Annotated in this window: 22 protein-coding genes; 15 read left to right on the top strand and 7 right to left on the bottom strand. The window is 59.9% G+C overall.

The window, feature by feature from the left end; genetic code table 11:
* The first annotated feature begins 41 nt into the window (after positions 1-41).
* Together MCRY_RS13650 and MCRY_RS13645 are read left to right on the top strand one after the other, a co-directional pair.
* On the top strand, positions 42-722 hold the full coding sequence (locus tag MCRY_RS13650; RefSeq protein WP_085630788.1) for a DUF502 domain-containing protein: 681 nt from the start codon (positions 42-44) through the stop codon (positions 720-722).
* Between the two features lie 96 nt (positions 723-818).
* The gene (locus MCRY_RS13645) at positions 819-1,736 is read left to right on the top strand and encodes a calcium/sodium antiporter (protein ID WP_085630786.1); all 918 of its coding nucleotides are present in this window, start codon (positions 819-821) and stop codon (positions 1,734-1,736) included.
* Here MCRY_RS13645 and MCRY_RS13640 read toward each other — a convergent pair.
* From MCRY_RS13640 to MCRY_RS13630, 3 genes are all read right to left on the bottom strand, one after another.
* Entirely contained in the window at positions 1,720-2,751 is a 1,032-nt protein-coding gene (locus MCRY_RS13640; RefSeq protein WP_085630784.1) for a patatin-like phospholipase family protein, read from the bottom strand. The two genes, MCRY_RS13645 and MCRY_RS13640, sit on opposite strands and share 17 nt — an antisense overlap.
* Before the next feature lie 77 nt (positions 2,752-2,828).
* Positions 2,829-3,602: a 3-hydroxybutyrate dehydrogenase gene (locus MCRY_RS13635; RefSeq protein ID WP_085630888.1), complete on the bottom strand. Its 774-nt coding sequence runs from the start codon at positions 3,600-3,602 to the stop codon at positions 2,829-2,831.
* A gap of 78 nt (positions 3,603-3,680) precedes the next feature.
* Positions 3,681-4,049 (bottom strand): nuclear transport factor 2 family protein, encoded by a 369-nt coding sequence (locus MCRY_RS13630; RefSeq protein WP_085630782.1) that lies wholly within the window; start codon positions 4,047-4,049, stop codon positions 3,681-3,683.
* A 242-nt stretch (positions 4,050-4,291) separates the two neighbouring features.
* Here MCRY_RS13630 and MCRY_RS13625 point away from each other — a divergent pair, with 242 nt between their 5' ends.
* The 3 genes from MCRY_RS13625 (at position 4,292) to MCRY_RS13615 (ending at position 6,579) form a co-directional block, all read left to right on the top strand.
* Positions 4,292-6,109: an extracellular solute-binding protein gene (locus tag MCRY_RS13625; protein WP_085630780.1), complete on the top strand. Its 1,818-nt coding sequence runs from the start codon at positions 4,292-4,294 to the stop codon at positions 6,107-6,109.
* Positions 6,110-6,112: 3 nt separating this feature from the next.
* The gene (locus MCRY_RS13620) at positions 6,113-6,229 is read left to right on the top strand and encodes an entericidin EcnA/B family protein (protein WP_085630777.1); all 117 of its coding nucleotides are present in this window, start codon (positions 6,113-6,115) and stop codon (positions 6,227-6,229) included.
* Positions 6,230-6,345: 116 nt separating this feature from the next.
* A complete protein-coding gene (locus tag MCRY_RS13615; RefSeq protein ID WP_085630775.1) occupies positions 6,346-6,579 on the top strand; it encodes a hypothetical protein in 234 nt (77 codons plus the stop codon).
* Between the two features lie 3 nt (positions 6,580-6,582).
* Here the strand turns inward: MCRY_RS13615 and MCRY_RS13610 are convergent, their stop codons facing one another.
* The gene (locus tag MCRY_RS13610) at positions 6,583-7,209 is read right to left on the bottom strand and encodes a helix-turn-helix domain-containing protein (protein ID WP_085630773.1); all 627 of its coding nucleotides are present in this window, start codon (positions 7,207-7,209) and stop codon (positions 6,583-6,585) included.
* A gap of 78 nt (positions 7,210-7,287) precedes the next feature.
* On the opposite strand from MCRY_RS13610, the gene MCRY_RS13605 reads away from it, so the two are divergent.
* The 9 genes from MCRY_RS13605 to MCRY_RS13565 all read left to right on the top strand — a co-directional run bounded on the left by MCRY_RS13605 (position 7,288) and on the right by MCRY_RS13565 (position 16,079).
* Positions 7,288-8,796: a class I adenylate-forming enzyme family protein gene (locus MCRY_RS13605; RefSeq protein WP_085630771.1), complete on the top strand. Its 1,509-nt coding sequence runs from the start codon at positions 7,288-7,290 to the stop codon at positions 8,794-8,796.
* 64 nt (positions 8,797-8,860) lie between these two features.
* Positions 8,861-9,505, top strand: coding sequence for a DsbA family oxidoreductase (locus tag MCRY_RS13600; protein WP_085630769.1), 645 nt, complete (start codon positions 8,861-8,863; stop codon positions 9,503-9,505).
* A gap of 8 nt (positions 9,506-9,513) precedes the next feature.
* Positions 9,514-9,873, top strand: a complete 360-nt coding sequence (locus MCRY_RS13595) for a potassium channel family protein (protein ID WP_244897913.1) — start codon at positions 9,514-9,516, stop codon at positions 9,871-9,873.
* 66 nt (positions 9,874-9,939) lie between these two features.
* Positions 9,940-11,160 carry a multidrug effflux MFS transporter gene (locus MCRY_RS13590; RefSeq protein WP_085630765.1) on the top strand — a complete coding sequence of 407 codons (1,221 nt, stop codon included), beginning with the start codon at positions 9,940-9,942 and terminating at the stop codon, positions 11,158-11,160.
* Positions 11,161-11,198: 38 nt separating this feature from the next.
* Positions 11,199-12,413 carry an NADP-dependent isocitrate dehydrogenase gene (locus MCRY_RS13585; RefSeq protein ID WP_085630763.1) on the top strand — a complete coding sequence of 405 codons (1,215 nt, stop codon included), beginning with the start codon at positions 11,199-11,201 and terminating at the stop codon, positions 12,411-12,413.
* A 5-nt stretch (positions 12,414-12,418) separates the two neighbouring features.
* Complete coding sequence (locus tag MCRY_RS13580) at positions 12,419-13,240, top strand: TPM domain-containing protein (RefSeq protein WP_085630761.1); 822 nt, start codon at positions 12,419-12,421, stop codon at positions 13,238-13,240.
* 39 nt (positions 13,241-13,279) lie between these two features.
* Positions 13,280-13,900 (top strand): YitT family protein, encoded by a 621-nt coding sequence (locus tag MCRY_RS13575; RefSeq protein WP_085630759.1) that lies wholly within the window; start codon positions 13,280-13,282, stop codon positions 13,898-13,900.
* Between the two features lie 237 nt (positions 13,901-14,137).
* Entirely contained in the window at positions 14,138-15,673 is a 1,536-nt protein-coding gene (locus tag MCRY_RS13570; protein ID WP_085630757.1) for a trimethylamine methyltransferase family protein, read from the top strand.
* 76 nt (positions 15,674-15,749) lie between these two features.
* A complete protein-coding gene (locus MCRY_RS13565; RefSeq protein WP_085630886.1) occupies positions 15,750-16,079 on the top strand; it encodes a DMT family transporter in 330 nt (109 codons plus the stop codon).
* A 64-nt stretch (positions 16,080-16,143) separates the two neighbouring features.
* On the opposite strand, the gene MCRY_RS13560 is transcribed toward MCRY_RS13565, so the two are convergent.
* Entirely contained in the window at positions 16,144-16,725 is a 582-nt protein-coding gene (locus tag MCRY_RS13560) for an outer membrane protein (RefSeq protein WP_085630755.1), read from the bottom strand.
* Between the two features lie 325 nt (positions 16,726-17,050).
* Between MCRY_RS13560 and typA the strand changes: the two genes are divergently transcribed.
* The gene (typA, locus tag MCRY_RS13555) at positions 17,051-18,871 is read left to right on the top strand and encodes a translational GTPase TypA (RefSeq protein WP_085630753.1); all 1,821 of its coding nucleotides are present in this window, start codon (positions 17,051-17,053) and stop codon (positions 18,869-18,871) included.
* 50 nt (positions 18,872-18,921) lie between these two features.
* Here typA and MCRY_RS13550 read toward each other — a convergent pair whose 3' ends face one another.
* Together MCRY_RS13550 and alaS are read right to left on the bottom strand one after the other, a co-directional pair.
* Positions 18,922-19,209, bottom strand: coding sequence for a DUF1330 domain-containing protein (locus tag MCRY_RS13550; protein WP_085630751.1), 288 nt, complete (start codon positions 19,207-19,209; stop codon positions 18,922-18,924).
* Between the two features lie 3 nt (positions 19,210-19,212).
* Complete coding sequence (gene alaS / locus MCRY_RS13545) at positions 19,213-21,888, bottom strand: alanine--tRNA ligase (RefSeq protein WP_085630749.1); 2,676 nt, start codon at positions 21,886-21,888, stop codon at positions 19,213-19,215.
* Positions 21,889-22,067 lie beyond the last annotated feature (179 nt).

The raw sequence follows: 22,067 nt of genomic DNA, 5'->3' as shown, positions 1-22,067 counted from the left end.
CCGACCTCCTAGGTTTTCTCGGAACCAGTGACGGACCCACCATGACCACCCCCTTTGATCCTGAGCGGCGCAAACCCGGCTTGGTAGCCGGGCTGAGGTCCAGCTTTCTGACAGGCATCGTCGTCATTGCCCCAGTGGCTTTGACGATCTGGCTGATCTGGACGATCATGGGGTGGATCGACGGGTTCGTGCTTCCGTTGGTGCCCGGTCGCTTCAACCCCGAACAATATATCGGCATCAACCTGCGCGGCGTGGGCGTCATTTTTTTCCTCGTGTTCACGATTGCCGTGGGCTGGGTCGCCAAGGGTCTGATCGGACGGTCGTTGATCCGCTTTGCCGAAAGCTTTGTCGAACGCATGCCGGTGGTCCGGTCGATCTACAGCGGCGTCAAACAGATCGCTGAAACGATCTTTGCCCAATCCGAACGCAATTTCGAAAAGGCCTGCCTGATCCAGTATCCGCGCAAGGGCATCTGGGCGATCGGTTTTATCTCGACCGATGCACGCGGCGAGGTGTCCAACAAGGCTGAAACCATGGGCAAACTGATCTCGGTCTTTGTGCCCACCACGCCGAACCCCACATCGGGTTTTCTGCTGTTCTTTCCAGAAGAAGACGTGGTCGAGCTTGAGATGTCGATCGAGGATGCAGCGAAACTCGTGATCTCGGCGGGGCTTGTCTATCCCAATGCCAAAGACCCGTCCCAGCCTGCCAAGGCGGCATAATTCTTTTTGCCATCCGCTTGAACGGACCCGCGTCCCTGCACACCTACCCGCTACGGTCCGACGCAGTTTCGCGCGTGACACGCTGAGGTCTTCCCCTTGAACCTGATCCTTGTGGCCTTTGGCCTTGTCGCGCTGCTGGCGGGCGGCGATCTGTTGGTGCGCGGTGCGGTCGGTGTGGCACGCCGGTTCGGTGTATCGCCTTTGGTGATCGGGCTCACGCTGGTGGGCTTCGGCACCTCCGCCCCCGAGCTTGTGACCTCTCTCAGCGCCGCCCTTGCCGGAGCACCGGCAATTGCCCTTGGCAACGTGGTGGGCAGCAACATCGCCAACATCCTGCTGATCCTAGGCGTCGCGGCACTGATCCGTCCGGTGGCCGCGCAGATGGCAGGCTTGCTACGCGAAGCCTCTTGGGTCGGCGGCAGCGCCCTTGCATTGGCGGCCCTTGCTGTCAGCGGTCAGATTTCCACATTGTCTGGTGCCTGCCTGATTGGGTTTCTGGGCTTCTACCTCTGGGGCGCCTTCCGCAGCAGTTCTGTGCCTTCCGATGATCTGAGCATCCTCACCGATCCCCTCCCCAAGGCCGCGACCTTGCTTGTCATCGGGCTTGCCCTCACCATCGGAGGCGCGATTGCGCTGGTCGACGGCGCGACAGGCATCGCGCGGGCCTATGGCGTGCCCGAAGCGGTGATCGGTCTGACGCTGGTCGCCGTCGGCACTTCGCTGCCAGAGCTTGCCACCACCGTGATGGCCGCCCGGCGCGGCCAATCGGATGTGGCGCTTGGCAACATCCTCGGATCGGGCATTTTCAACATCCTCGGAATTCTTGGCGCCACCGCGCTGGTCGTCCCCCTGCCCGTGGATGCGAGCCTGTTGCCCGATATCGGCGTGATGCTGGCCTCCACGGCCTTGCTGATCGGCTTGCTCTTCTGGAAAAAGTGCATTGGCCGCAAGTCAGGCGGTATGTTTCTGCTGCTCTATGCCGGATATATGGCGTGGCTCAGCCAAACATTCTGACAAGATCGACCGTCTGCCGCTGCCCCAGATCATCCTTGTGGTGAGCAAGGAACGACCCTGCGGCACGGCGGCCAGCCGCTTTCAACTCGGCGATGACCGACGGCACTGGGATCATTTTGGTCGCAACCGAAAGATCGTTCATCAGGTCGTCATCGGCGATCATGTGCACTCGGACATTCTTCATTGCCCCCTCCTGAATTTTGCCATCGGCAATCAGGCGCTGCACGAATTCGATGGCGCGAAGCTCTCGCAGCAGCGACGAATTGAAACTGATCTCGTTGATCCGGTTCTGAATCTCGTTCGGCATCACCGGCACGGTATCGCGTTCGAGCGGATTGATGTTCACGATCACCACATCATCGGGCAATTCCGCATCGTAGAGCGGAAACAACGCCGGGTTCCCGGTATAGCCCCCGTCCCAGAACGCCTCCATGTTGCCGGTCTCCGGGTCTTCCACCTCCACAGCTTGAAACAGCGTTGGCAGACAGGCCGAGGCCAAAATGCTTTGGGTACTGATCGCATCGCCCTCGAAAACCCGCACTTTGCCATCGCGGACCTGTGTGGCGCATACGTAAAGCCGGGGTCCTTCCATCGCGCAGACCCGCCCGAAATCGAACTGGTCGACGATCTTCTCCAACGGATTCTCGTAAAGCGGCCCCCAGGCATAGGGCGACATCATCCGCCCAAGCGTATCACCCAGCATGTAGATGGGCGAAAACTCCAACCCGGTGCTGATCGCCGCCGGGGTCGGCAGCCACGCCTGCATCCATTTTGGCACCGCCAGATCATCCAGTCGCGCCACCTGCGCCCAAAGCCATTCCAGATTGTCCCGCGCGCCCTGCCGCCCGTTCTCCAGCCACCCGGATTTCAGCGCGGCCCCGTTCAGGGCCCCGGCAGAGGTGCCGGTGATCGCCGCGATCTCCAGATCGTCCTCTTCCAAAAGCCGGTCCAGAACACCCCATGTAAACGCGCCATGCGCACCACCGCCCTGAAGCGCAAGATTGATCTTTACCATACCGTCCCCTGCACCTTCATCTTGCCCAATAAACTCCGGGGAGCACGAGGGGCTGGCCCCTCGTTACAACCGCGCGCTCAAAGCGCGGTCCAGCCCCCATCCACGGAAATCGTCGTCCCGGTGATTTGCGCCGCCGCATCCGAGCATAGGAACACAGCCGTACCCCCGATCTGCTCGACCGTCGCAAATTCCTTTGACGGCTGGCGTTCAAGGATCACCTTCTGCGTCACTTCTTCTTCGGTCATGTCGTACTTTTTGGCGGTATCTGGGATCTGCGCCTCGACCAACGGCGTCAGCACATAGCCCGGACAGATCGCGTTGCAGGTGATCGGCTCCCGCGCCGTCTCCAAGGCCGTCGTCTTCGACAACCCGACAACCCCGTGCTTGGCCGCGATATAGGCTGATTTAAACGGCGACGCGGTCAGCCCGTGGGCGCTGGCGATATTGATCACCCGGCCCCAACCCGCCTTGCGCATCATCGGCAAAGCGACGGCTGTGGTGTGAAAGGCCGAACTGAGATTGATCGCGATGATCGCGTCCCATTTCTCGGTCGGGAATTCGTCAATCGGGGCGACATGCTGGATGCCTGCGTTGTTTACAAGGATGTCGCAGGCGCCCGCCTGTTCGATCAGCGCACGGCATTGATCAGGCTTCGACATATCGGCCTGGATATAGCGAACCGTGACGCCATGCTCCTTGGCGATTTCCGCTGCGAGCGCATGATCTTCGTCCCGGTCGGTAAACGAATTGATCACCACATCCGCGCCTGCACGGGCCAGTTCATGCGCCACACCCAAGCCGATCCCGGAATTCGACCCGGTGATCACAGCAGTTTTCCCTTTCAGCGACATGATCGCTCCTTCCTTGGTCTTTTGCTTGTGCAGCATGCTACATGCTGCAACTGCATAACACAAAGAAAGGATGGTGGTTCACGCCTCTGGCGGCTGTGCGCCGAAATAGCCGATGATCTCGGTCAGACGGCCATCGACACCGACGCGCCCAAAGTCGACCCCCTGCACCGGAACCGTCCCATCCGTCATGACCATGCGCCACGCAAAACGGATACGATCGTGATGCGCATCCACACCCGAGGTCAGCTCGATTCGAGCGCCCGGAAATTGCGCATGAACCCGCCCGATATGCGCATGCAGCGAATCGCGCCCCCGCGCCTCGCTACCGGGGTCTTGGTAAAGGCCATCATCCGCCCACGCGATCCCAAGAAGGGCGCGCCGTTTGTCCGCGTCGGCTTCGCACCATGCATCGCCATAGGCCTTTAGAACTTGGGTCAAGCTGTCCATCTCACCTCTCCTGCTGTTGCGTCACTCTTGCAGAACGGCTGATATACAGACAGAAAAAAACCCCGGCACGAAGCCGGGGTTAAGTTATTGAGGCAGGTTTCATACAGGCAAGAAACCTATCGAGCAGTAAGTCCTTTATAGGCAATTCTTCGCAGCGTTCCAAGCTAAAAGTTTGAAAAGCCACGAAAGCCCAGTTACCGTCAGGCACAACAAAACAAGGGCAGACAGGGATTGTTGCGAAAATGAGATCGGTTTTTTTCCTAAAACGTCACATCAGCATCGCCGCTTTGACACTCGCGCTTAGCGCGCAATTCGCAACGGCAGACCCGCAACACGGCATAGCTATGTATGGCGACCCGGAACTACCACCGGATTTTGTGTCCCTCCCCTATGCCAACCCAGAGGCACCCAAGGGCGGACGCATCGTGACAGGCGAGGTAGGCGGCTTCGACAGCCTTAACCCGCATATCGCCAAAGGCTCGACCCCGTGGCAGCTTCGGTTCCTCGCATATGAAAGCCTGATGGGTCGAAACTGGGACGAACCGTTCACACTTTACGGCCTTCTCGCCGAATCAATCGAGGTTGGCGAAAACCGCGATTGGGTCGAATTTGTCCTGCGCGAAGAGGCAGCGTTCTCGGATGGCACACCGCTCACCGTGGAAGACGTGATGTGGTCCTACGAGACCCTCGGCACCATCGGGCACCCCCGCTACCACGGCGCGTGGAAGAAAGTGGCGTCGATGGAACAGACCGGACCGCGCAGCATTCGGTTCACCTTCAACGAAGACGACCCCGAAATGGCGCTGCTGATCGGCATGCGTCCGATCCTGAAAAATGCCCAGTGGGACGGCAAGGAATTCGACGCATCCGGCATTGACGAGGTGCCGATTTCGACCGCCCCTTACGTGATCGACGAATTCGAAGCGGGCCGCTATGTCAGCCTCAAGCGCAACCCAGACTATTGGGGCCGAGACGTCAACTTCATGCGCGGTCAGGCGAACCTTGATGAGATCCGCATGGAATTCTACGGCGACGGCACCGCCATGTTCGAGGCGTTCAAGGCCGGTGCGCTGAATTCCAGCCGCGAATTCAATGTCGAAAAATGGGACACCCAATACGACTTCCCCGCCATCGACAGCGGTGATGTGGTCAAATCGGTGATCCCGCATGAACGCCCCTCGGGAATGACCGGTTTCGTGATGAACACCCGCCGCGAACAGTTCAAGGACTGGCGCGTGCGTGATGCGATGCTGCATGCGTTCAATTTTGAATTCATCAACGAAACCATGACCGGCTCAAAACAGCCGCGCATCACCTCGTATCTCTCGAACTCGGTTCTGGGCATGCAGGACGGTCCGGCAGAGGGCCGCGTGCGCGACCTGCTTGAACCATTTGCAGCCGACCTGCTGCCCGGCGCCCTGGATGGCTACGCCCTGCCCGTTTCAGACGGGACCGAACGCAACCGTGGCAACATCCGCGCTGCCATCGACCTGATGGAAGAGGCGGGATACACCATCAACGATGGTAAGATGGTCGGCCCAGACGGTGCGCCCTTCACCTTTGAAATCCTGCTCCAGCAAGGCAGCACCGAGGAACAGTCGATCATCGACCTCTACACGCAATCGCTGGAACGGGTCGGCATCACGCCGACGATCACAACGATCGACTCGGCGCAGTTCAAGGAACGAACCACCAATTACGACTTCGACATGAGCTACAACCGTTGGGGCATGTCTCTCAGCCCCGGCAACGAACAAAAGCTCTATTGGGGCTGTGACGGTGTCGATAATCCGGGCACACGCAATTGGATGGGGATGTGTTCCCCCGCCGCCGAAGCGATGGTGGACGCGATCCTGCAATCGGACTCGCGCGATGACTTCGTTGCCGCCACCCGCGCGCTGGACCGGGTGTTGACCACCGGCCGATACGTTATCCCGATCTACCAGTGGAACATCAGTCGCATCGCCCATGCGAAAGAGCTCAAATACCCGACCGCAATCCCGATCTATGGCGATTGGATCGGCTGGCAGCCTGATGTCTGGTGGTGGGAAGAGGAGTGATCCATGCGTGCATGGGTACTTTTCATACTGGTTTCAGGCGCGCTGAGCGCCTGTGCCACCGTTGATGGCATCGGTCAGGATATCTCGACCACGTCCCGCACTGTCCAAAGTTGGTTCTAAAACTCCGACCAACCAACGTCTGCGGCGCGCTGCCCCATGCGACCGCGCGCCGCTTTTGAGCGACTCGCTCTGCATGCCATCGTAGACAGTGCGAGGGGCGTTTGGAGGAGCGTCTGATGACTTGGACTGACATCACTGAAAACTGGACAACCGCGCTGGCCCATCTTGAGGCCCGCTTTCCGCTTCTCAGCCGCGAGGCTTTGGAACAGCCGCCACAGGATCTGACCGGCCTGACCCAGCACATTGCGGTGACGCATGATCTGACCGATCTGGAAGCCAGCGAGGAATTGGCGGATTGGCTGTTCTTTCAATCTCTCGCCAGACAGGGGCAAGACGTCAGTCTGCACTGACCTTTACGCCGAACTAAGTGACGTGACCCATAGGATGCTGGCATCGTCATCCGAGACCGAGATCACGTTATGCCCCATCGTGGCGTCGTAATAGGCGCTGTCCCCCCGGCGCATTTCGACCGGCTCGTAAAATTCGGTATACAGACGGATCACGCCGGTCAGCACGTACAGGAACTCTTCGCCGTCGTGACGTACCCAACCGTCGAATTCATCAACCGTGCGCGCCCGCACCCGCGCCCGATACGGAAGCATCTGTTTTTTCGTTAGGTTTTCCGCCAAAAGCTCGTGTTCGTAAGTGGTTGTGGCGTGTTGTTGACCTTGCCCATTGGGCGTGACCACCATCCGGCCGTTGACCTTTTCCCGCTGCGGCGGCGTGAAAAGCTGCGGCACGCCGATCTGCAATCCGATGGCCAGCTTCTTCAGCGCGTCATAGGTGGGCGACATTTGCCCGTTCTCGATCTTCGACAGCGTCGACCGCGCCAACCCCGCCTGCTGCGCGGCTTGCTCCAACGTCCAGTTCCGTGCTTTGCGCAAGTCACGCACGCGCTCGCCCAGGTTCAGCGGCTCGGGCTGGTCTTGGGCGCCGGTGTCCCGCGCGATACGGATCAGGTTTTTCGGATCATGAGTCATGGGTGCATCTATAGTGCCAGCTTGCCTCCCCGGCAACCTGCGCTTGCGGCGCTTTCGTTTGCGGCCTAGGGCTTTGGCATGAGCTCGATATCCGACACTGGCCCCTGGCCGCCCTGCCCGCAGGACTTCAATCTGACAGCCCATGTTCTGGCCGCCAGCGACCGCGCGCCGGACAAGATCGCTTTGGCTGTAGTGAAACCCACAGGCGCCCAACGCTGGAGCTATGATCGCCTGCGTAGCGCCATCCTTGGCAGCGCCACCGGGCTTTTACAAAGTGGTCTTGTCCCGGGCGACAGGCTGTTGATGCGGGTGGGCAATTCCGTCGAATTTCCGGTGGCCTATCTCGCCGCCATCGCGGTCGGGATTGTGCCGATCCCTACGTCGTCGCAACTCACCGAACCTGAAGTTCAGGTTCTGGTCGACATGACGGACCCGACAGCGATCCTGCACGACGGTCAGACCGCCTGCCCGGCATCCGTACTGGTGATCCGTACGGATCAGATGTCTGAATGGTACGGCCTGTCACCTGCCCCCTATGCTTTCGGTGATCCGAACCGTTTGGCCTATATCATCTTCACCTCTGGCACTTCAGGCAAACCCCGCGCCGTCTGCCACGCCCATCGCGCCATCTGGGCGCGCGGGATGATGATGGACGGCTGGTACGGCTTGACCAGGTCTGATCGCCTCATGCACGCAGGCGCGTTCAACTGGACCTATACATTGGGTACGGGCCTGTTGGACCCGTGGACCAAAGGCGCCACCGCCCTCATCCCGGCGCAGGGCGTCGAACATGCGCAGATCCCGCTCCTGCTCAAGCGTCATGAAGCAACGATTTTTGCTGCAGCCCCGGGTGTTTACCGGAACATCCTAAAGTCAGGCAGCCTTGATCTTCCGAAACTGCGACATGGCCTGTCTGCCGGGGAAAAGCTGCCCGCGTCGATACGCGACACGTGGCATGCGGCAACGGGCACCCGCGTTCACGAGGCGTTCGGCATGTCCGAATGTTCGACCTTCATTTCCGCGGCCCCCGGATCACCCGACTTGCCGCCAGAAAGCCTTGGCTGGCCACAACAGGGCCGCCGCATCGCGATCATGGGCGATCAAGGCCCAGTCCCCATCGGCACTCCCGGCATCATCGCCGTACACCGCGACGATCCGGGCCTTATGCTGGGATACCTGAACCAGCCCGAGGAAACTGCTGCCCGGTATCAGGGCGATTGGTTTCTGACCGGGGACATGGGCGAAATGACAGAAAACAAAGACATTTTGTATCACGGCCGCGCCGACGACATGATGAATGCAGGCGGGTTCCGTGTCAGCCCGCTGGAGGTTGAAGCAGCCTTGCTGGCCCATCCCGACATCCACGAAGTCGGTGTTACCGATATAGACATCAAAGCCGACACCCGCGTGATCGCGGCGTATTACGTGTCGGACCGCCCGCTGGACCCCACCGCGCTGGAAAGCTTCGCAACTGAACGTCTGGCCCGCTATAAACAACCGCGACTTTATACCCGCGTCGCGTCCCTGCCCCGTAATGCCAACAACAAACTTCTGCGCCGCGCGCTCCCGGACCATCCGCCGCTCTGACCTATGCTTACCAATCGCGGCACAGTCTGCTAGACCGATCCCAACGTCTGGAAAGGAATACCTCATGGTCAAGCTCGACATCATGTCCGACCCGATTTGCCCTTGGTGCTACATTGGCAAAACACACTTCGACCGCGCGTTGGCGCAACGCCCCGACCATCCCTTTCTGATCACGTGGCACCCATTCCAACTGAACCCGGAAATGCCAAAGGAAGGCGTGGATCGGCGCGCGTATCTCGAGGGCAAGTTCGGCGGCAAGGAAGGCGCGATCAAAGCTTACGCACCCGTGGTGGAGCATGCCGAGAAAGCGGGTTTGAGCATCAATTTCGAAGGCATCCAGAAAACGCCAAACACGCTTGATGCGCACCGACTGATCCATTGGGCTGGGATCGAAGGCCATCAAAATGCAGTGGTCGATGCTCTGTTCACAGCATATTTCGTCGACGGCCGCGATATTGGCGACGCTGACGTTCTGGCTGATATCGCGGATTCCTGCGGCATGGATGCCAGCGTTGTGCTGCGGCTCTTGGGCACAGACGAAGACCGTCGTGATATCGTCGACCGGGATGCAGCGGCACGTGGTATGGGGATCACATCGGTGCCCACGTTCATTGTCGCCAGCCAACACGCCGTCCCCGGCGCGCAACCGACCGAACTGTGGCTGAAGGTGCTGGACGATCTGGCACAAGGTGCCACGCTCGACGCATGAACACGCCGGTGCGTATCACAACTTTGATTGTCACACTGGTGGCGATCATCATCGGTGGCACGGCTTTCTTTCGCTGGGCAGAAGGCTGGAGCTGGCTGGACTCGTATTTCTTCACCGTGGTGACATTGTCCACGGTCGGTTACGGCAATCTTGTTCCAGTGACCGACATCGGCAAGGTTGGCACAACCGTCTTTATTCTTTTGGGGCTGGGCATCTTTGCCGTGACAATTCAGCAATTCGGCATGTTCGCAATGCGGAAACGCGAAGAACACACCGAATGGCTGATTGCGCGGTTTCAAGAACCCGAACGGACCGCCAACACTGACGACGATCCGGTGAATCCGTCCGACTTACCTGACAAGACCTGATCACGTTCTCCACTGTTCCCTCAAGCCACATGGTGGTACGGCTCCCGCAGGTTTTCCGGAGTCCCCATGCCCACTGCCATGTCGCGTACAGAGTTCGTCGCCCTGATGGCCATGCTGGCCGCAACGGTCGCCCTGTCCATCGACGCGATGCTTCCTGCGCTGCCGCAAATCGCCGAGACACTTTCCCCCGACAACATCAATAAAGCGCAGCTGATCGTCACAAGTTTTGTACTGGGAATGGGTCTTGGCACATTTGTGACCGGTCCATTGTCTGACACGTTTGGGCGCAAGCCAGTGATGCTCTGGGGGTCGGTTCTTTATATTGTCGGTGCCGTGGTCGCCTCTTGGGCGCAATCACTCGAAGTGCTGTTGGCCGCGAGGGTCGTGCAGGGACTGGGTGCTGCCGGGCCGCGTGTCGTTGCGATGGCGGTGATCCGCGATCTATACGCCGGGCGCGGCATGGCGCAGATCGTGTCCTTTGTGATGATTGTCTTCTCTTTGGTGCCTGCCATCGCGCCACTGCTTGGTTCTATCGTGATCGATATCTGGGATTGGCGCGCAGTGTTTTACGGCTTTGTCGGGTTCTCGGCGATCTCTGCTATGTGGGTTGCCATCCGCTTGCCGGAAACCCTTGCCCCGGAAAACCGCAGGTCCTTGCGCCTCCACGCGCTGCGCAGTGCCTTTGTGGAAATGTTCGTCCACCCCGTTGTCCGCATCTCGATCGCCGTGCAAGCGTTGTCCTTTGGGATGCTGTTCGGGTTGCTATCGTCGATCCAGCAAATCTTCGACATTACCTTTGACCGGGCCGAGTCCTTTCCGCTCTGGTTCGGCGCTGTGGCCATCGTCGCCGCATCTTCGGGCTTTCTGAACGCGCGTTTGGTCATGCGGCTGGGCATGATGTACCTCGTCCGGGTGATGCTGCTGGCGCAGGTGGTGCTGTCGGCTGCGATGATCCTTGTCGCCACTGCTGCAGCTGCGGGCCACGTATCGAACGACCTGTATTTCGGGGCCTTCGTGGTCTGGCAGGTGTCGCTGTTCTTTCAGGCGGGTATGACCATTGGCAACCTGAACGCCATCGCGCAGGAACCGATGGGGCATATCGCGGGTATGGCCGCCAGCGTTATCAGTTCCGTGGCGACCGTCTTTGGTGTGGCGCTTGCCGTGCCGGTGGGGCTGCTCTTTGATGGCACCCCCCTGCCTTTGTCGGTCGCGATCTTTTTTCAAGCCGCGCTTGGCCTTGCGCTCATGCGCCTCATGGTGCGGGTCGATGCGCGGATGACAACCTGATACGGTCACGACCAAGACGTCGAAAAGGACTCTCCCCCATGTCGAAAATCAAAGTCGATAACCCCATCGTTGAAATGGACGGTGATGAAATGACCCGCATCATGTGGGATTTCATCAAGCAAAAACTGATCCTGCCCTATCTCGACATCGACCTGCTTTATTACGATCTGGGCATCGAGGAACGGGATCGCACCAACGACCAGATCACCATCGACGCCGCCGAAAAGACCAAAGAGGTCGGCGTTGCCGTCAAATGCGCGACCATCACCCCCGATGAAGCGCGGGTCGAAGAGTTCGGTCTCAAGCAGATGTGGCGCAGCCCAAACGGCACGATCCGCAACATCCTTGGCGGCGTGATCTTCCGCCAGCCGATCATTTGCCGCAACGTGCCACGTCTTGTGCCGGGTTGGACCAAACCCATAGTCGTTGGACGTCATGCCTTTGGGGATCAGTACAAAGCGTCCGATTTCAAATTCCCCGGACCTGGCAAGCTCACCATGAAGTTCGAAGGCGCCGATGGCGAAGTGATCGAACGCGATGTCTATGACGCGCCCTCTGCGGGTGTCTTCATGTCGATGTATAACCTAGATGCGTCGATCACCGATTTCGCACGGGCGTCGTTCAACTACGGGCTAAACATCGGTTGGCCAGTATACCTTTCGACGAAGAATACCATTCTGAAACAATATGATGGCCGCTTCATCGAGATTTTCGCCGAGATCTTCGAGACCGAATTCAAAGACGCGTTCGAGGCCAAGGGCATCGAATATCAGCACCGCCTGATCGACGACATGGTCGCCTCTGCATTGAAATGGTCGGGCGGTTTCGTCTGGGCCTGCAAGAACTACGATGGTGATGTGCAGTCCGACACCGTGGCGCAGGGGTTCGGGTCGCTGGGCATGATGTCGTCCGTCCTCATGACCCCCGATGGCAAGATCGTCGAGGCCGAGGCCGCGCACGGCACCGTCACGCGCCATTACCGCCAGCATCAGGCGGGCGAACAGACCTCCACCAACTCCATCGCATCGATCTATGCATGGACTGGCGCGCTCAAGCACCGGGCCAAGCTGGACGAGAACATCAGTCTGCGTGCTTTTGCCGAAACGCTGGAGCGGGTTGTGGTGGAAACGGTCGAGGCCGGGTACATGACCAAGGATCTTGCTTTGCTGGTTGGCCCGCAGCAAAGCTGGTTGACCACGATGGGCTTTCTGGAAAAGCTGGATGAACGGTTGAATGCGGCTTTAACGGGGTAAGAACGATGCGGTGGATTGCGGTATTTCTGTTTCTCGCAACACCGATTTGGGCACAGGTTTTCCCCGATTACGACCGCACCACGATCACCGATCGTGCCGACCTTCTGACCGATGCGCAGGAAGCGGCGCTAGATGCCAGGCTGGCAGGTTTACGGCGCGATACAGGGATCGAATTTGCGGTGCTCACCCTGCGGTCGCAAGCACCCTATGCCGCAGGGCAGTCGCTGGAAGACTTTGCGACAGGGCTGTTCAATCATTGGGGTATCGGTGACGCCACCCGAAACGACGGCATTCTGGTGCTGGTCCTTTCCGAGGACCGTGCCATGCGGATCGAACTGGGTGCGGGATTCGCCCGCGACTGGGATCGGGTGTCGCAGAACGTGGTCAACCGCTCGTTCCTGCCCGCGTTCGAAACGGGGGATTACGCCAGCGGGATCAGTGACGGGGTCGAAGACGTAATCGCCTCCATCGCCCTCCCATTTTCGGAAGGATCAGACGCGCCCTCGGCTGACGGAGAGTTGCCCCCGTGGATGGCGTTCGTGGCCATTCTCGGCGCGCTGCTTATCGTGGCGCGGCGATTTCTGGGGGATCTTCTCACACGGTTTCAGCGTTGTCCGAATTGCGGCAGCCGCGCGCTTAGCCGAGTGCGCACGACCCTGCGCAGACCGACCCGCACCAGTCAGGGCAGCGGCGAAGTCACCACGCGGTGCAGCCAATGCAGCTATAGGGATGTGCGGTCCTACACCATTTCGCGCCTTTCGTCGTCATCCAGCAGCGGTTTCGGCGGGGGCCGATCCGGTGGCGGTGGCGCGTCGGGGCGGTGGTAGCGACTTGACTTCACCAAAATATGTCATAATTGCTGACCTATGTTTCTGCTCAGCAAACCACCCGCCGACCGTCACACGGTTCTGGAAGACATCCAAGGCATCCTGATCGGTGCCACACTTGTGGCGCTCGCTATCCAGTTCCTGTCCCAAAGCAATTTGCTGACCGGGCAGATCGCGGGGCTGGCGCTGGTGACGCGCTATGTGACCGATTGGTCCTTCGGGCTGGTCTTCTTTGTGCTGAACCTGCCCTTCTACATCCTTGCGGTGCATCAGCTTGGCTGGACCTTCACGCTCAAGACTTTTGCCGCAGTAGCGCTCATGTCCACGATATCCGAGCTGTTCCCGCATGTGCTGACCCTCGACATGGTGCATCCGGCTCTGGGCGCTGTGCTTGGCGGTGTGCTTGCGGGGATCGGTCTGCTGTCGCTTTTCCGGCACGGTGCGACACTGGGCGGTGTCGGGATCGTGGCGCTCTGGTTGCAGGACACGCGTGGCATTCAGGCGGGCAACACGCAACTGATGTTCGATGTCTTTGTGTTCGGCTTGGCCTTTTGGGTTCTGCCTGCACCGGTGGTGGTCTGGTCGCTTCTGGGCGCGGTGATTCTAAATATGATCGTCACGGTGAACCACCGCCGCGACCGCTATGTGGCGCGCTCCTGACTCTGTTCTGCTTAGAAAACAGTCAAAAACGACACTTTGTCGCAATCAGCACAGATTGCGCGCATCGCTAAAGGCAGCATTTCCGTAGCTTTACGGAGAAGCAGATGCGCGGTGATCGTTCCGCCCTGACACTTGTTCTGCGCACCATCGGGGCGCGACGCGGACGCGCGGCACGCGGACGTCCCTGATCGGGGTCTTTGCTGTCACCGTCCCCATCCCCTTCAAAAGAGTTTTCACATGACCGATCTGTCCCCTCGTCGCGCCGGTGGCCGTGCTGCCCGGCGTCATGCGCGTGCCAACCCGCTGGCCGACAATCTGCGCCCGATCCGCCCCGGCATGTCCGGTGGTCGCTATGATCCGCTTGATGTGGCGGATCTTGACCGCATTCACAACGCAGCCCTGACCGCACTCGAAGAAATCGGCCTGTCCGAAGCGCCTCCCTCCGGCATCAAGATCATGACCGACGCGGGTGCGATCCTTGGTGACGATGGTCGCATCCGGTTCCCGCGTGCGCTGGTCGAAGATATGCTGGCGATTGCCAACCGCGCGGTCACGCTGTGTGGCCGCGATCCGCTTTATGACCTCGATCTGTCAGGCACCCGTGTGCACTACGGCACGGCTGGCGCTGCGGTACACATGGTCGATGTGGAGAGTGGCAATTACCGCGAAAGCACGGTGCAGGATCTGCACGACGCGGCCCGCATTGCGGACCATCTCGAAAACATTCATTTCGTGCAGCGCCCAATGGTGGCGCGCGACATTCCCGACAACAAGGAAATGGATCTCAACACCATTTATGCCTGCTGTTCGGGCACCTACAAACATGTCGGTGTGTCCTTTACCGAACCGTCTTTCGTGCCGGATGCGTTTGAACTTCTGCACCTGATCGCGGGCGGCGAGGACGCATGGCGCGCGCGACCTTTCGTGTCGAATTCCAATTGTTTCGTCGTCCCGCCAATGAAGTTCGCAACCGAGTCCTGTCAGGTCATGGAAGCCTGTATCCGTGGCGGCATGCCTGTGCTCTTGCTCAGCGCGGGGCAAGCCGGGGCCACCGCCCCTGCGTCAATTGCCGGTGCCATCGTGCAGGCGGTTGCCGAATGTCTGGCAGGCGTCGTCTATGTCAACGCCATGGCGCCGGGCCATCCCGTGATCTTCGGCACATGGCCGTTTGTCTCGGACCTGCGCACCGGGGCCATGTCTGGCGGTTCGGGCGAACAGGCGCTGCTGACCGCAGGTTGTGCACAGATGCACCGCTACTACGGCTTGTGCGGCGGTGCTGCGGCCGGGATCGCTGACGCCAAGCTGCCCGACATGCAGGCGGGCTGGGAACAGATGTGTTCCAACGTCATGGCGGGGCTGTCGGGCCTGAATATGGTCTACGAGGCCGCCGGGATGCATGCATCGCTTTTGGGTTTCTGCCATGAAAGCCTGATCTTGGGGGACGACCTGATTGGTCAGGCGCTGCGCTGCGTACGCGGCATCGAAGTGACCGAGGACGATCTTAGCCTCGAAGTCATGCGCAAGACCTGCATCGGTGGGCCGGGGCATTATCTGGGCAGTGATGATACACTGAACCGGATGCAGCGAGACTATGTCTATCCGGTGCTGGGCAATCGTGCTTCGCCCAAGGAATGGGTCGAACAGGGGCAGCCGATCCTTGTGAACAAGGCGACCGAGCGCAAAGAGATGATCCTGTCGAAACCGTCGCGCGCCCGGATGGCACCCGAGGTCGATGCAGCAATCCGCAACCGCTTCAACATTCACCTGAATTGATCGCAACATGTGGTGCGGGGGGCTGGTCCCCCCGTCCGCAATCGGCCATGAAGATCGCACCGTTCAGGAGATCGCCATGCCCTATCTCGTCCTCATGCTTGCCGTTCTGGCCGAAACCATCGGCACCACCGCCTTGCAGGCCAGCCAACAGTTCAGCCGCCCCCTGCCTTCGGCCATCGTGGTCGTGGCCTATGGGGCCGCGTTCTACCTTCTCGCCATCGCGCTCAAGACATTTCCGGTGGGCATCGCCTATGCCATGTGGTCCGGCATGGGGATTGTGTTCATCGCGATCATCGGTTTTGCCGTCTTCGGACAAAAGCTCGACTGGCCCGCGATCTTTGGCATCGCCATGATCATGGCGGGTATCTTGGTGATCAACCTGTTCTCGAACACCGCAACACACTGACCCGCAAAGAAACGCGCACCGGAGGGACCGATGCGCGTTATGTGCCTTACGACAAGCGACTGCCTTAGAAGCGGAAGCTGCCGCGGATCGACAATGTGTCCGCCTCGACATCGACGCCGGTGTCGTCGAAATCATCAAAGCGATGGGCCAGGTATTCGCCACCCACAGTGAACTGTTCGGTCACCTTGTATTCGACGCCCAGACCGCCGACGATCCCGGTATCATCGCCAATGCTGGTGTTCAGCTGCGCCGCACCAACAGTGGCATAGACCAATGTCTGACCAAGGTCATAACCGCCACGCACCTTCGCACGCAGCACGTCGTCCACTTCGAGGCCGCCCAGCTGGATATCTTCGCCGGTCTGGTAATCGAGTTCACCACCAACCACGAACTGGCCGAAGTCGTAGTCATAACCACCATACACACCATAGACGCCTTCGCTGTCCTCAACACCGTCCGCATCTGCAGACAGGTTCCCAAAGCTCAGACCGCCGTAAGCGCCGGTCCAGTCGCCGCCCATCTGCGTCGGGGCCACGGTGACGGGTTCGACGATCATCGGCTCGACAGGTGCCGGATCGGCGCTGCCCGCATAGCTCGAAGTCGCTGCAGTGGCCACAAGAGCCGTTCCAAGCAGTATATGTTTCATGAGAGTTCCTTTCTCGTTTGCCTCATTGATCACGTCAGGCGCAGGAACCTCCTGTCGTCCCGCCGTGCTGCTGTCTCAACGTCGGCACCCTTGATCGCGTTTCAACGCCATGGGCAGAGCTTTCTTGAAACGGGCGGTTTTCCGGCCAAAGCCCGCCCAAAAACCCCGTGGCATCAGTGCTTTATTGCCGGTTCCCTGTCACGCTCTCGTGAGGGGCCTGTGGCGGCGATTGGGCAACACCCATATCGACGGGCTTTTTTGCTGGCCTTCTCTGGCGGTCCCTTGTAACCCCCGGCCAACTCTTCCCTGTACGAGACAAAGATTCATGGACCTTCGCAACATTGCGATCATCGCACACGTGGACCACGGTAAAACGACCCTGGTTGACGAACTGCTGAAACAATCAGGCGCGTTCCGCGCAAATCAAGCCGTCGCTGAACGCGCGATGGACAGCAACGACCTCGAACGCGAGCGCGGCATCACCATTCTGGCCAAGGCCACATCGGTCGAATGGAAAGGCAAGCGCATCAATATCGTCGATACGCCCGGCCACGCCGATTTCGGCGGCGAGGTGGAGCGCATCCTGTCGATGGTAGACGGTGTTGTCCTGTTGGTCGACGCCGCCGAAGGCCCGATGCCGCAGACCAAGTTTGTGACCTCCAAGGCGCTGGCCCTCGGCCTGCGCCCCATCGTCGTGTTGAACAAGGTCGACAAAACCGACGCCGAACCTGACCGTGCACTGGACGAATGCTTTGACCTTTTCGCCAATCTCGGTGCCAACGAGGACCAGCTCGATTTCCCGCACATGTACGCCTCCGGCCGGTCTGGTTGGGCGGACATGTCACTTGAGGGCCCTCGCAAGAACCTCGACGCGCTGTTCAAGCTGATCGTGGATCACGTGCCTGCCCCCAAGCAGGTCAAGCACCAGGACGAAGATTTCACAATGCTTGCCACCACATTGGGCGCGGACCCCTTTGTGGGCCGCATCCTGACAGGCCGCGTCGAAACCGGCCGCCTCAAGGTCGGCGCCACCGTGCAGGCTCTGAGCCGTGTCGGTCAGAAGATCGAACAGTTCCGCGTCTCCAAAATCCAAGCCTTCCGCGGCCTTGGTCCACAGGACATCGACGAAGCGCTGGCCGGCGACATCGTCAGCATCGCAGGCATGTCCAAGGCCACAGTGGCCGACACGATCTGCGCACTGGCAGTTGACGTGCCTCTCGAGGCGCAGCCCATCGACCCGCCCACGATCACCGTGACCTTTGGCATCAACGACAGCCCGCTGGCAGGTCGTGACGGCAAGAAGGTTCAATCGCGCGTGATCCGCGACCGTCTGATGAAAGAAGCGGAATCCAACGTCGCCATCAAGATCAAGGACACTCCCGGCGGCGAAGCCTTTGAGGTGTCGGGTCGCGGCGAACTCCAGATGGGCGTTCTGATCGAAAACATGCGCCGCGAAGGCTTTGAGCTGTCGATCTCGCGCCCTCGCGTGATCTTGAAAGAGGGCGATGACGGCAAGATGCTGGAGCCCGTCGAAGAAGCCACGATCGACGTGGATGACGAGTATTCTGGCGCTGTGATCGAAAAGCTGACCGGCGCCCGCAAAGGTGAACTGGTCGAGATGCGCCCCGCCGGTGTCGGCAAAACCCGCATCATCGCACATGTCCCGTCGCGCGGGCTCATCGGCTACCATGGTGAATTCCTGACCGACACGCGCGGCACAGGTGTGCTGAACCGTGTGTTCCACGGCTGGACCCCGCACAAGGGGCCGATTCCGGGCCGTCGCGCGGGTGTTCTGATCTCGATGGAAAACGGTGTCTCAGTGGCCTACGCCCTGTGGAACCTCGAAGATCGGGGACGCATGTTCATCGGTGCGCAGGAAGCGATTTACACGGGTATGATCATTGGCGAACACAGCCGCGAGAACGATCTCGAAGTGAACCCGCTGAAGGGCAAAAAGCTCACCAACGTCCGGGCCTCGGGCACCGACGACGCAGTACGCTTGACCACGCCAATCACGCTCTCGCTGGAAGAGGCGATTGCCTATATCAACGATGACGAACTGGTCGAAGTGACGCCAAACGCAATCCGTCTGCGCAAGCGTTATCTCGACCCGCACGAACGTAAGCGGATGTCGAAGTCAGGATGAGCCGGTTTGAAAAGGCTTGGGAAGGGCTTTCGAAAGCCCTTCCCTGCACCCTACTCAGTCGTTTCAACGATAAGCAATTCGCGCTCGGACGCGCCACGTGCATGGTCTAATGCGCGCTGGTATTCAGGGCTGTTGTAACAGGCTTCTGCTGCCTCGACAGATGGGAACTTGGCCACCACATTGCGCGGTCTTTCCTGCCCCTCAAGCTGCACAAAACGACCGCCACGGGCAATGAAATGCCCGCCATGTTTGGCAATCGCAGGGCCCGCAAGCTCGGCGTATTTCGAATACGCCTCGGGGTCCGTCACGGTGACATGGGCGATCCAGAGTGCAGGCATGGTTTATCCTCCCAAAACGGCTTCGGCGGCCTTGATGGCGGCTTCGGCATTCTCTGCCGACGCACCACCGCCCTGCGCCATGTCCGGACGGCCACCGCCGCCTTTACCGCCCAATTCTGGCACGGCAGCTTTGACCAGATCAACCGCAGAGATGGTGTTTGTGAGGTCTGAGGTCACGCCCGCAGCCACAGCCACTTTGCCACCTGTGTCGGCAATCAATAGCACGGCGCCCGATCCGATCCGCGATTTGTGTTCGTCAATGAGTGGCGGCAGGTCTTTGCCCGAAACCCCCGAGAGCACCTGAGCAAGGAATTTCACCCCGTTGATCTCTCGCGGTTCGGCCCCGCCACCCTGCCCTGCGCCACCAGCCATGGCCAGTTCGCGGCGCAATTGCGCGACTTCGTTCGACAGCGCCTTGCGCTCATCCAACAACGCACGGACACGGGCCGGCACGTCGGTTGCTTGCGCTTTCAGATCCAGCGCCACTTCGCCAAGGCGATGATCCTGCTCAGACAGGTAGCGGAACGCATCAGCGCCTGTCAGCGCTTCGATCCGGCGCACGCCCGCGCTTGAAGCGGAATCGCCGAGCGTCACAAAGACACCGATGTCACCAGTGCGCCGAACATGGGTGCCACCGCACAGTTCCAGCGAATAGGTGCTGCCATTGGTGCCTTTCCCAGATCCGGACTGTTCGCCCATCGACACAACCCGCACTTCGTCACCGTACTTTTCGCCAAACAACGCCTGCGCGCCAATGGAGCGTGCGTCATCCGGGGTCATGATCCGCGTCTCGACCGGAGCGTTCTGACGGATGTATTCGTTCACTTCGGCTTCGACTTGTTTCAATTCGGCCATGCTCAACGCTTTGCCGTGGCTGAAATCGAACCGCAGACGATCCGGCGCATTCAGCGACCCGCGCTGTGCGACGTGATCACCCAATGCGCGGCGCAGCGCCTCGTGCAGCAGGTGCGTCGCCGAATGGTTCGCCCGGATCGCCGTGCGGCGGCTGTGATCCACCTCAAGCTGCACCGCTTCGCCCTTCTTGAATGTCCCACTTTTGACCGTGACGTGATGCGCGAACACCTTGCCGCCACCCATCCGCTGCGTGTCGGTCACTTCGGCCTGATCGTCCTCGTTCTCTAGTCGGCGCAGCCAGCCGGTATCGCCCACCTGACCACCGGATTCGCCATAGAATGGCGTCTGATTCAGCACGATCCAACCGGACTCGCCTTCCGCCAACGTATCCACAACGGCGCCATCCTTAATCAGCGCCAGCATCTGGCCTTCGGCGGTTTCCGTGTCATAGCCAAGGAAATCGGTCGCGCCGTGGGTTTCAGCCAGATCGAACCAGATCGCCAGATCCGCAGATTCGCCCGTGCCAGACCACGCAGCCCGCGCTTTGGCCTTCTGTTCGGCCATCGCCACATCGAAGCCCTCGGTGTCGACCTTACGACCTTTTTCGCGCAGCGCATCCTGCGTCAGATCAAGCGGGAAACCATAGGTGTCATAAAGCTTGAACGCTGCAGCGCCCGGCAGCGGCGCATCATCGGCCAATCCGCCCAGCTCTTCGTCCAGTAACTTCAGCCCGCGATCCAGTGTCTGCTTGAACCGCGTCTCTTCCAACCGCAGCGTTTCTTCGATCAACGCCTGCGCGCGCGGCAATTCCGGATAGGCCGCCCCCATCTGGCGCACCAACGCAGGCACCAAGCGGTGCATGACCGGATCTTGGGAGCCCAGCAAATGCGCGTGGCGCATTGCACGTCGCATGATCCGGCGCAGCACATAGCCGCGCCCGTCGTTCGACGGCATCACCCCATCCGCGATCAGGAACGAGGTCGAGCGCAGGTGATCCGCGATCACCCGGTGATGCGTCTTGCCCGGGCCGTCAGGGTCGGACGAGGTCACATCCGCCGACGCCTCGATCAGCGCGCGCATCGTGTCTGTATTGTAATTGTCATGGCTGCCCTGCAACAGCGCGCCGATCCGCTCCAGCCCCATGCCGGTGTCGATCGACTGCATGTCGAGCGCTTTCATGGAGCCGTCTTCGAACTGCTCGTTCTGCATGAAAACGATGTTCCAGATCTCAATGAAGCGGTCGCCATCTTCGTCGGGGCTGCCCGGAGGGCCACCCCAGATGTGATCCCCGTGATCATAGAAGATCTCGGTGCACGGGCCACAGGGACCGGTCGGGCCCATCTGCCAAAAATTGTCGGATGTGGCGATGCGGATGATCCGGCTTTCGGGCACGCCGACCTTTTTCCAGATCTCGAACGCCTCGTCATCGGTGTGATAGATCGTGACATAGAGGCGCTCGGCGGGAATGCCGAAATGCTTGGTGATCAGTTCCCACGCAAACGGGATCGCTTCTTCCTTGAAATAGTCGCCAAAGCTGAAATTTCCCAGCATTTCAAAGAACGTATGGTGCCGCGCGGTATAGCCGACATTGTCGAGGTCATTATGCTTGCCGCCGGCGCGCACGCATTTCTGTGCAGTCGTCGCACGTTTGTAATCGCGGTGTTCGACCCCGGTGAACAGGTTCTTGAACTGCACCATGCCCGAGTTGGCGAACATCAGTGTCGGGTCGTTGCGCGGCACCAACGGGCTGGAGGCCACAACTTCGTGTCCCTGTTTCTCAAAGTAGCTCAGAAAGGTGGAGCGGATATCGTTCAACGTGGGCATGTGTGACCTGACCTGCATGGTATTCGGGGTCCGGGCGTTCCGGGTTCGGCCTGAAATAGCCCTTGGCACGGGGGCTGTCCACCGCAGAGGTCACGCCGAAACGGAAACAGGGTGACGCATCCGCCACCCTGTTCCAGGTATTCTCGAACTCAAGTCTGACTTCGGGGCGTTTCTGCAGT

The sequence above is a fragment of the Marivita cryptomonadis genome, assembly GCF_002115725.1.
GTDB classification, from domain to species: domain Bacteria; phylum Pseudomonadota; class Alphaproteobacteria; order Rhodobacterales; family Rhodobacteraceae; genus Marivita; species Marivita cryptomonadis.
Note: the sequence above shows the minus strand (reverse complement) of the source record. Positions and strands in the feature narration are given on the sequence as shown.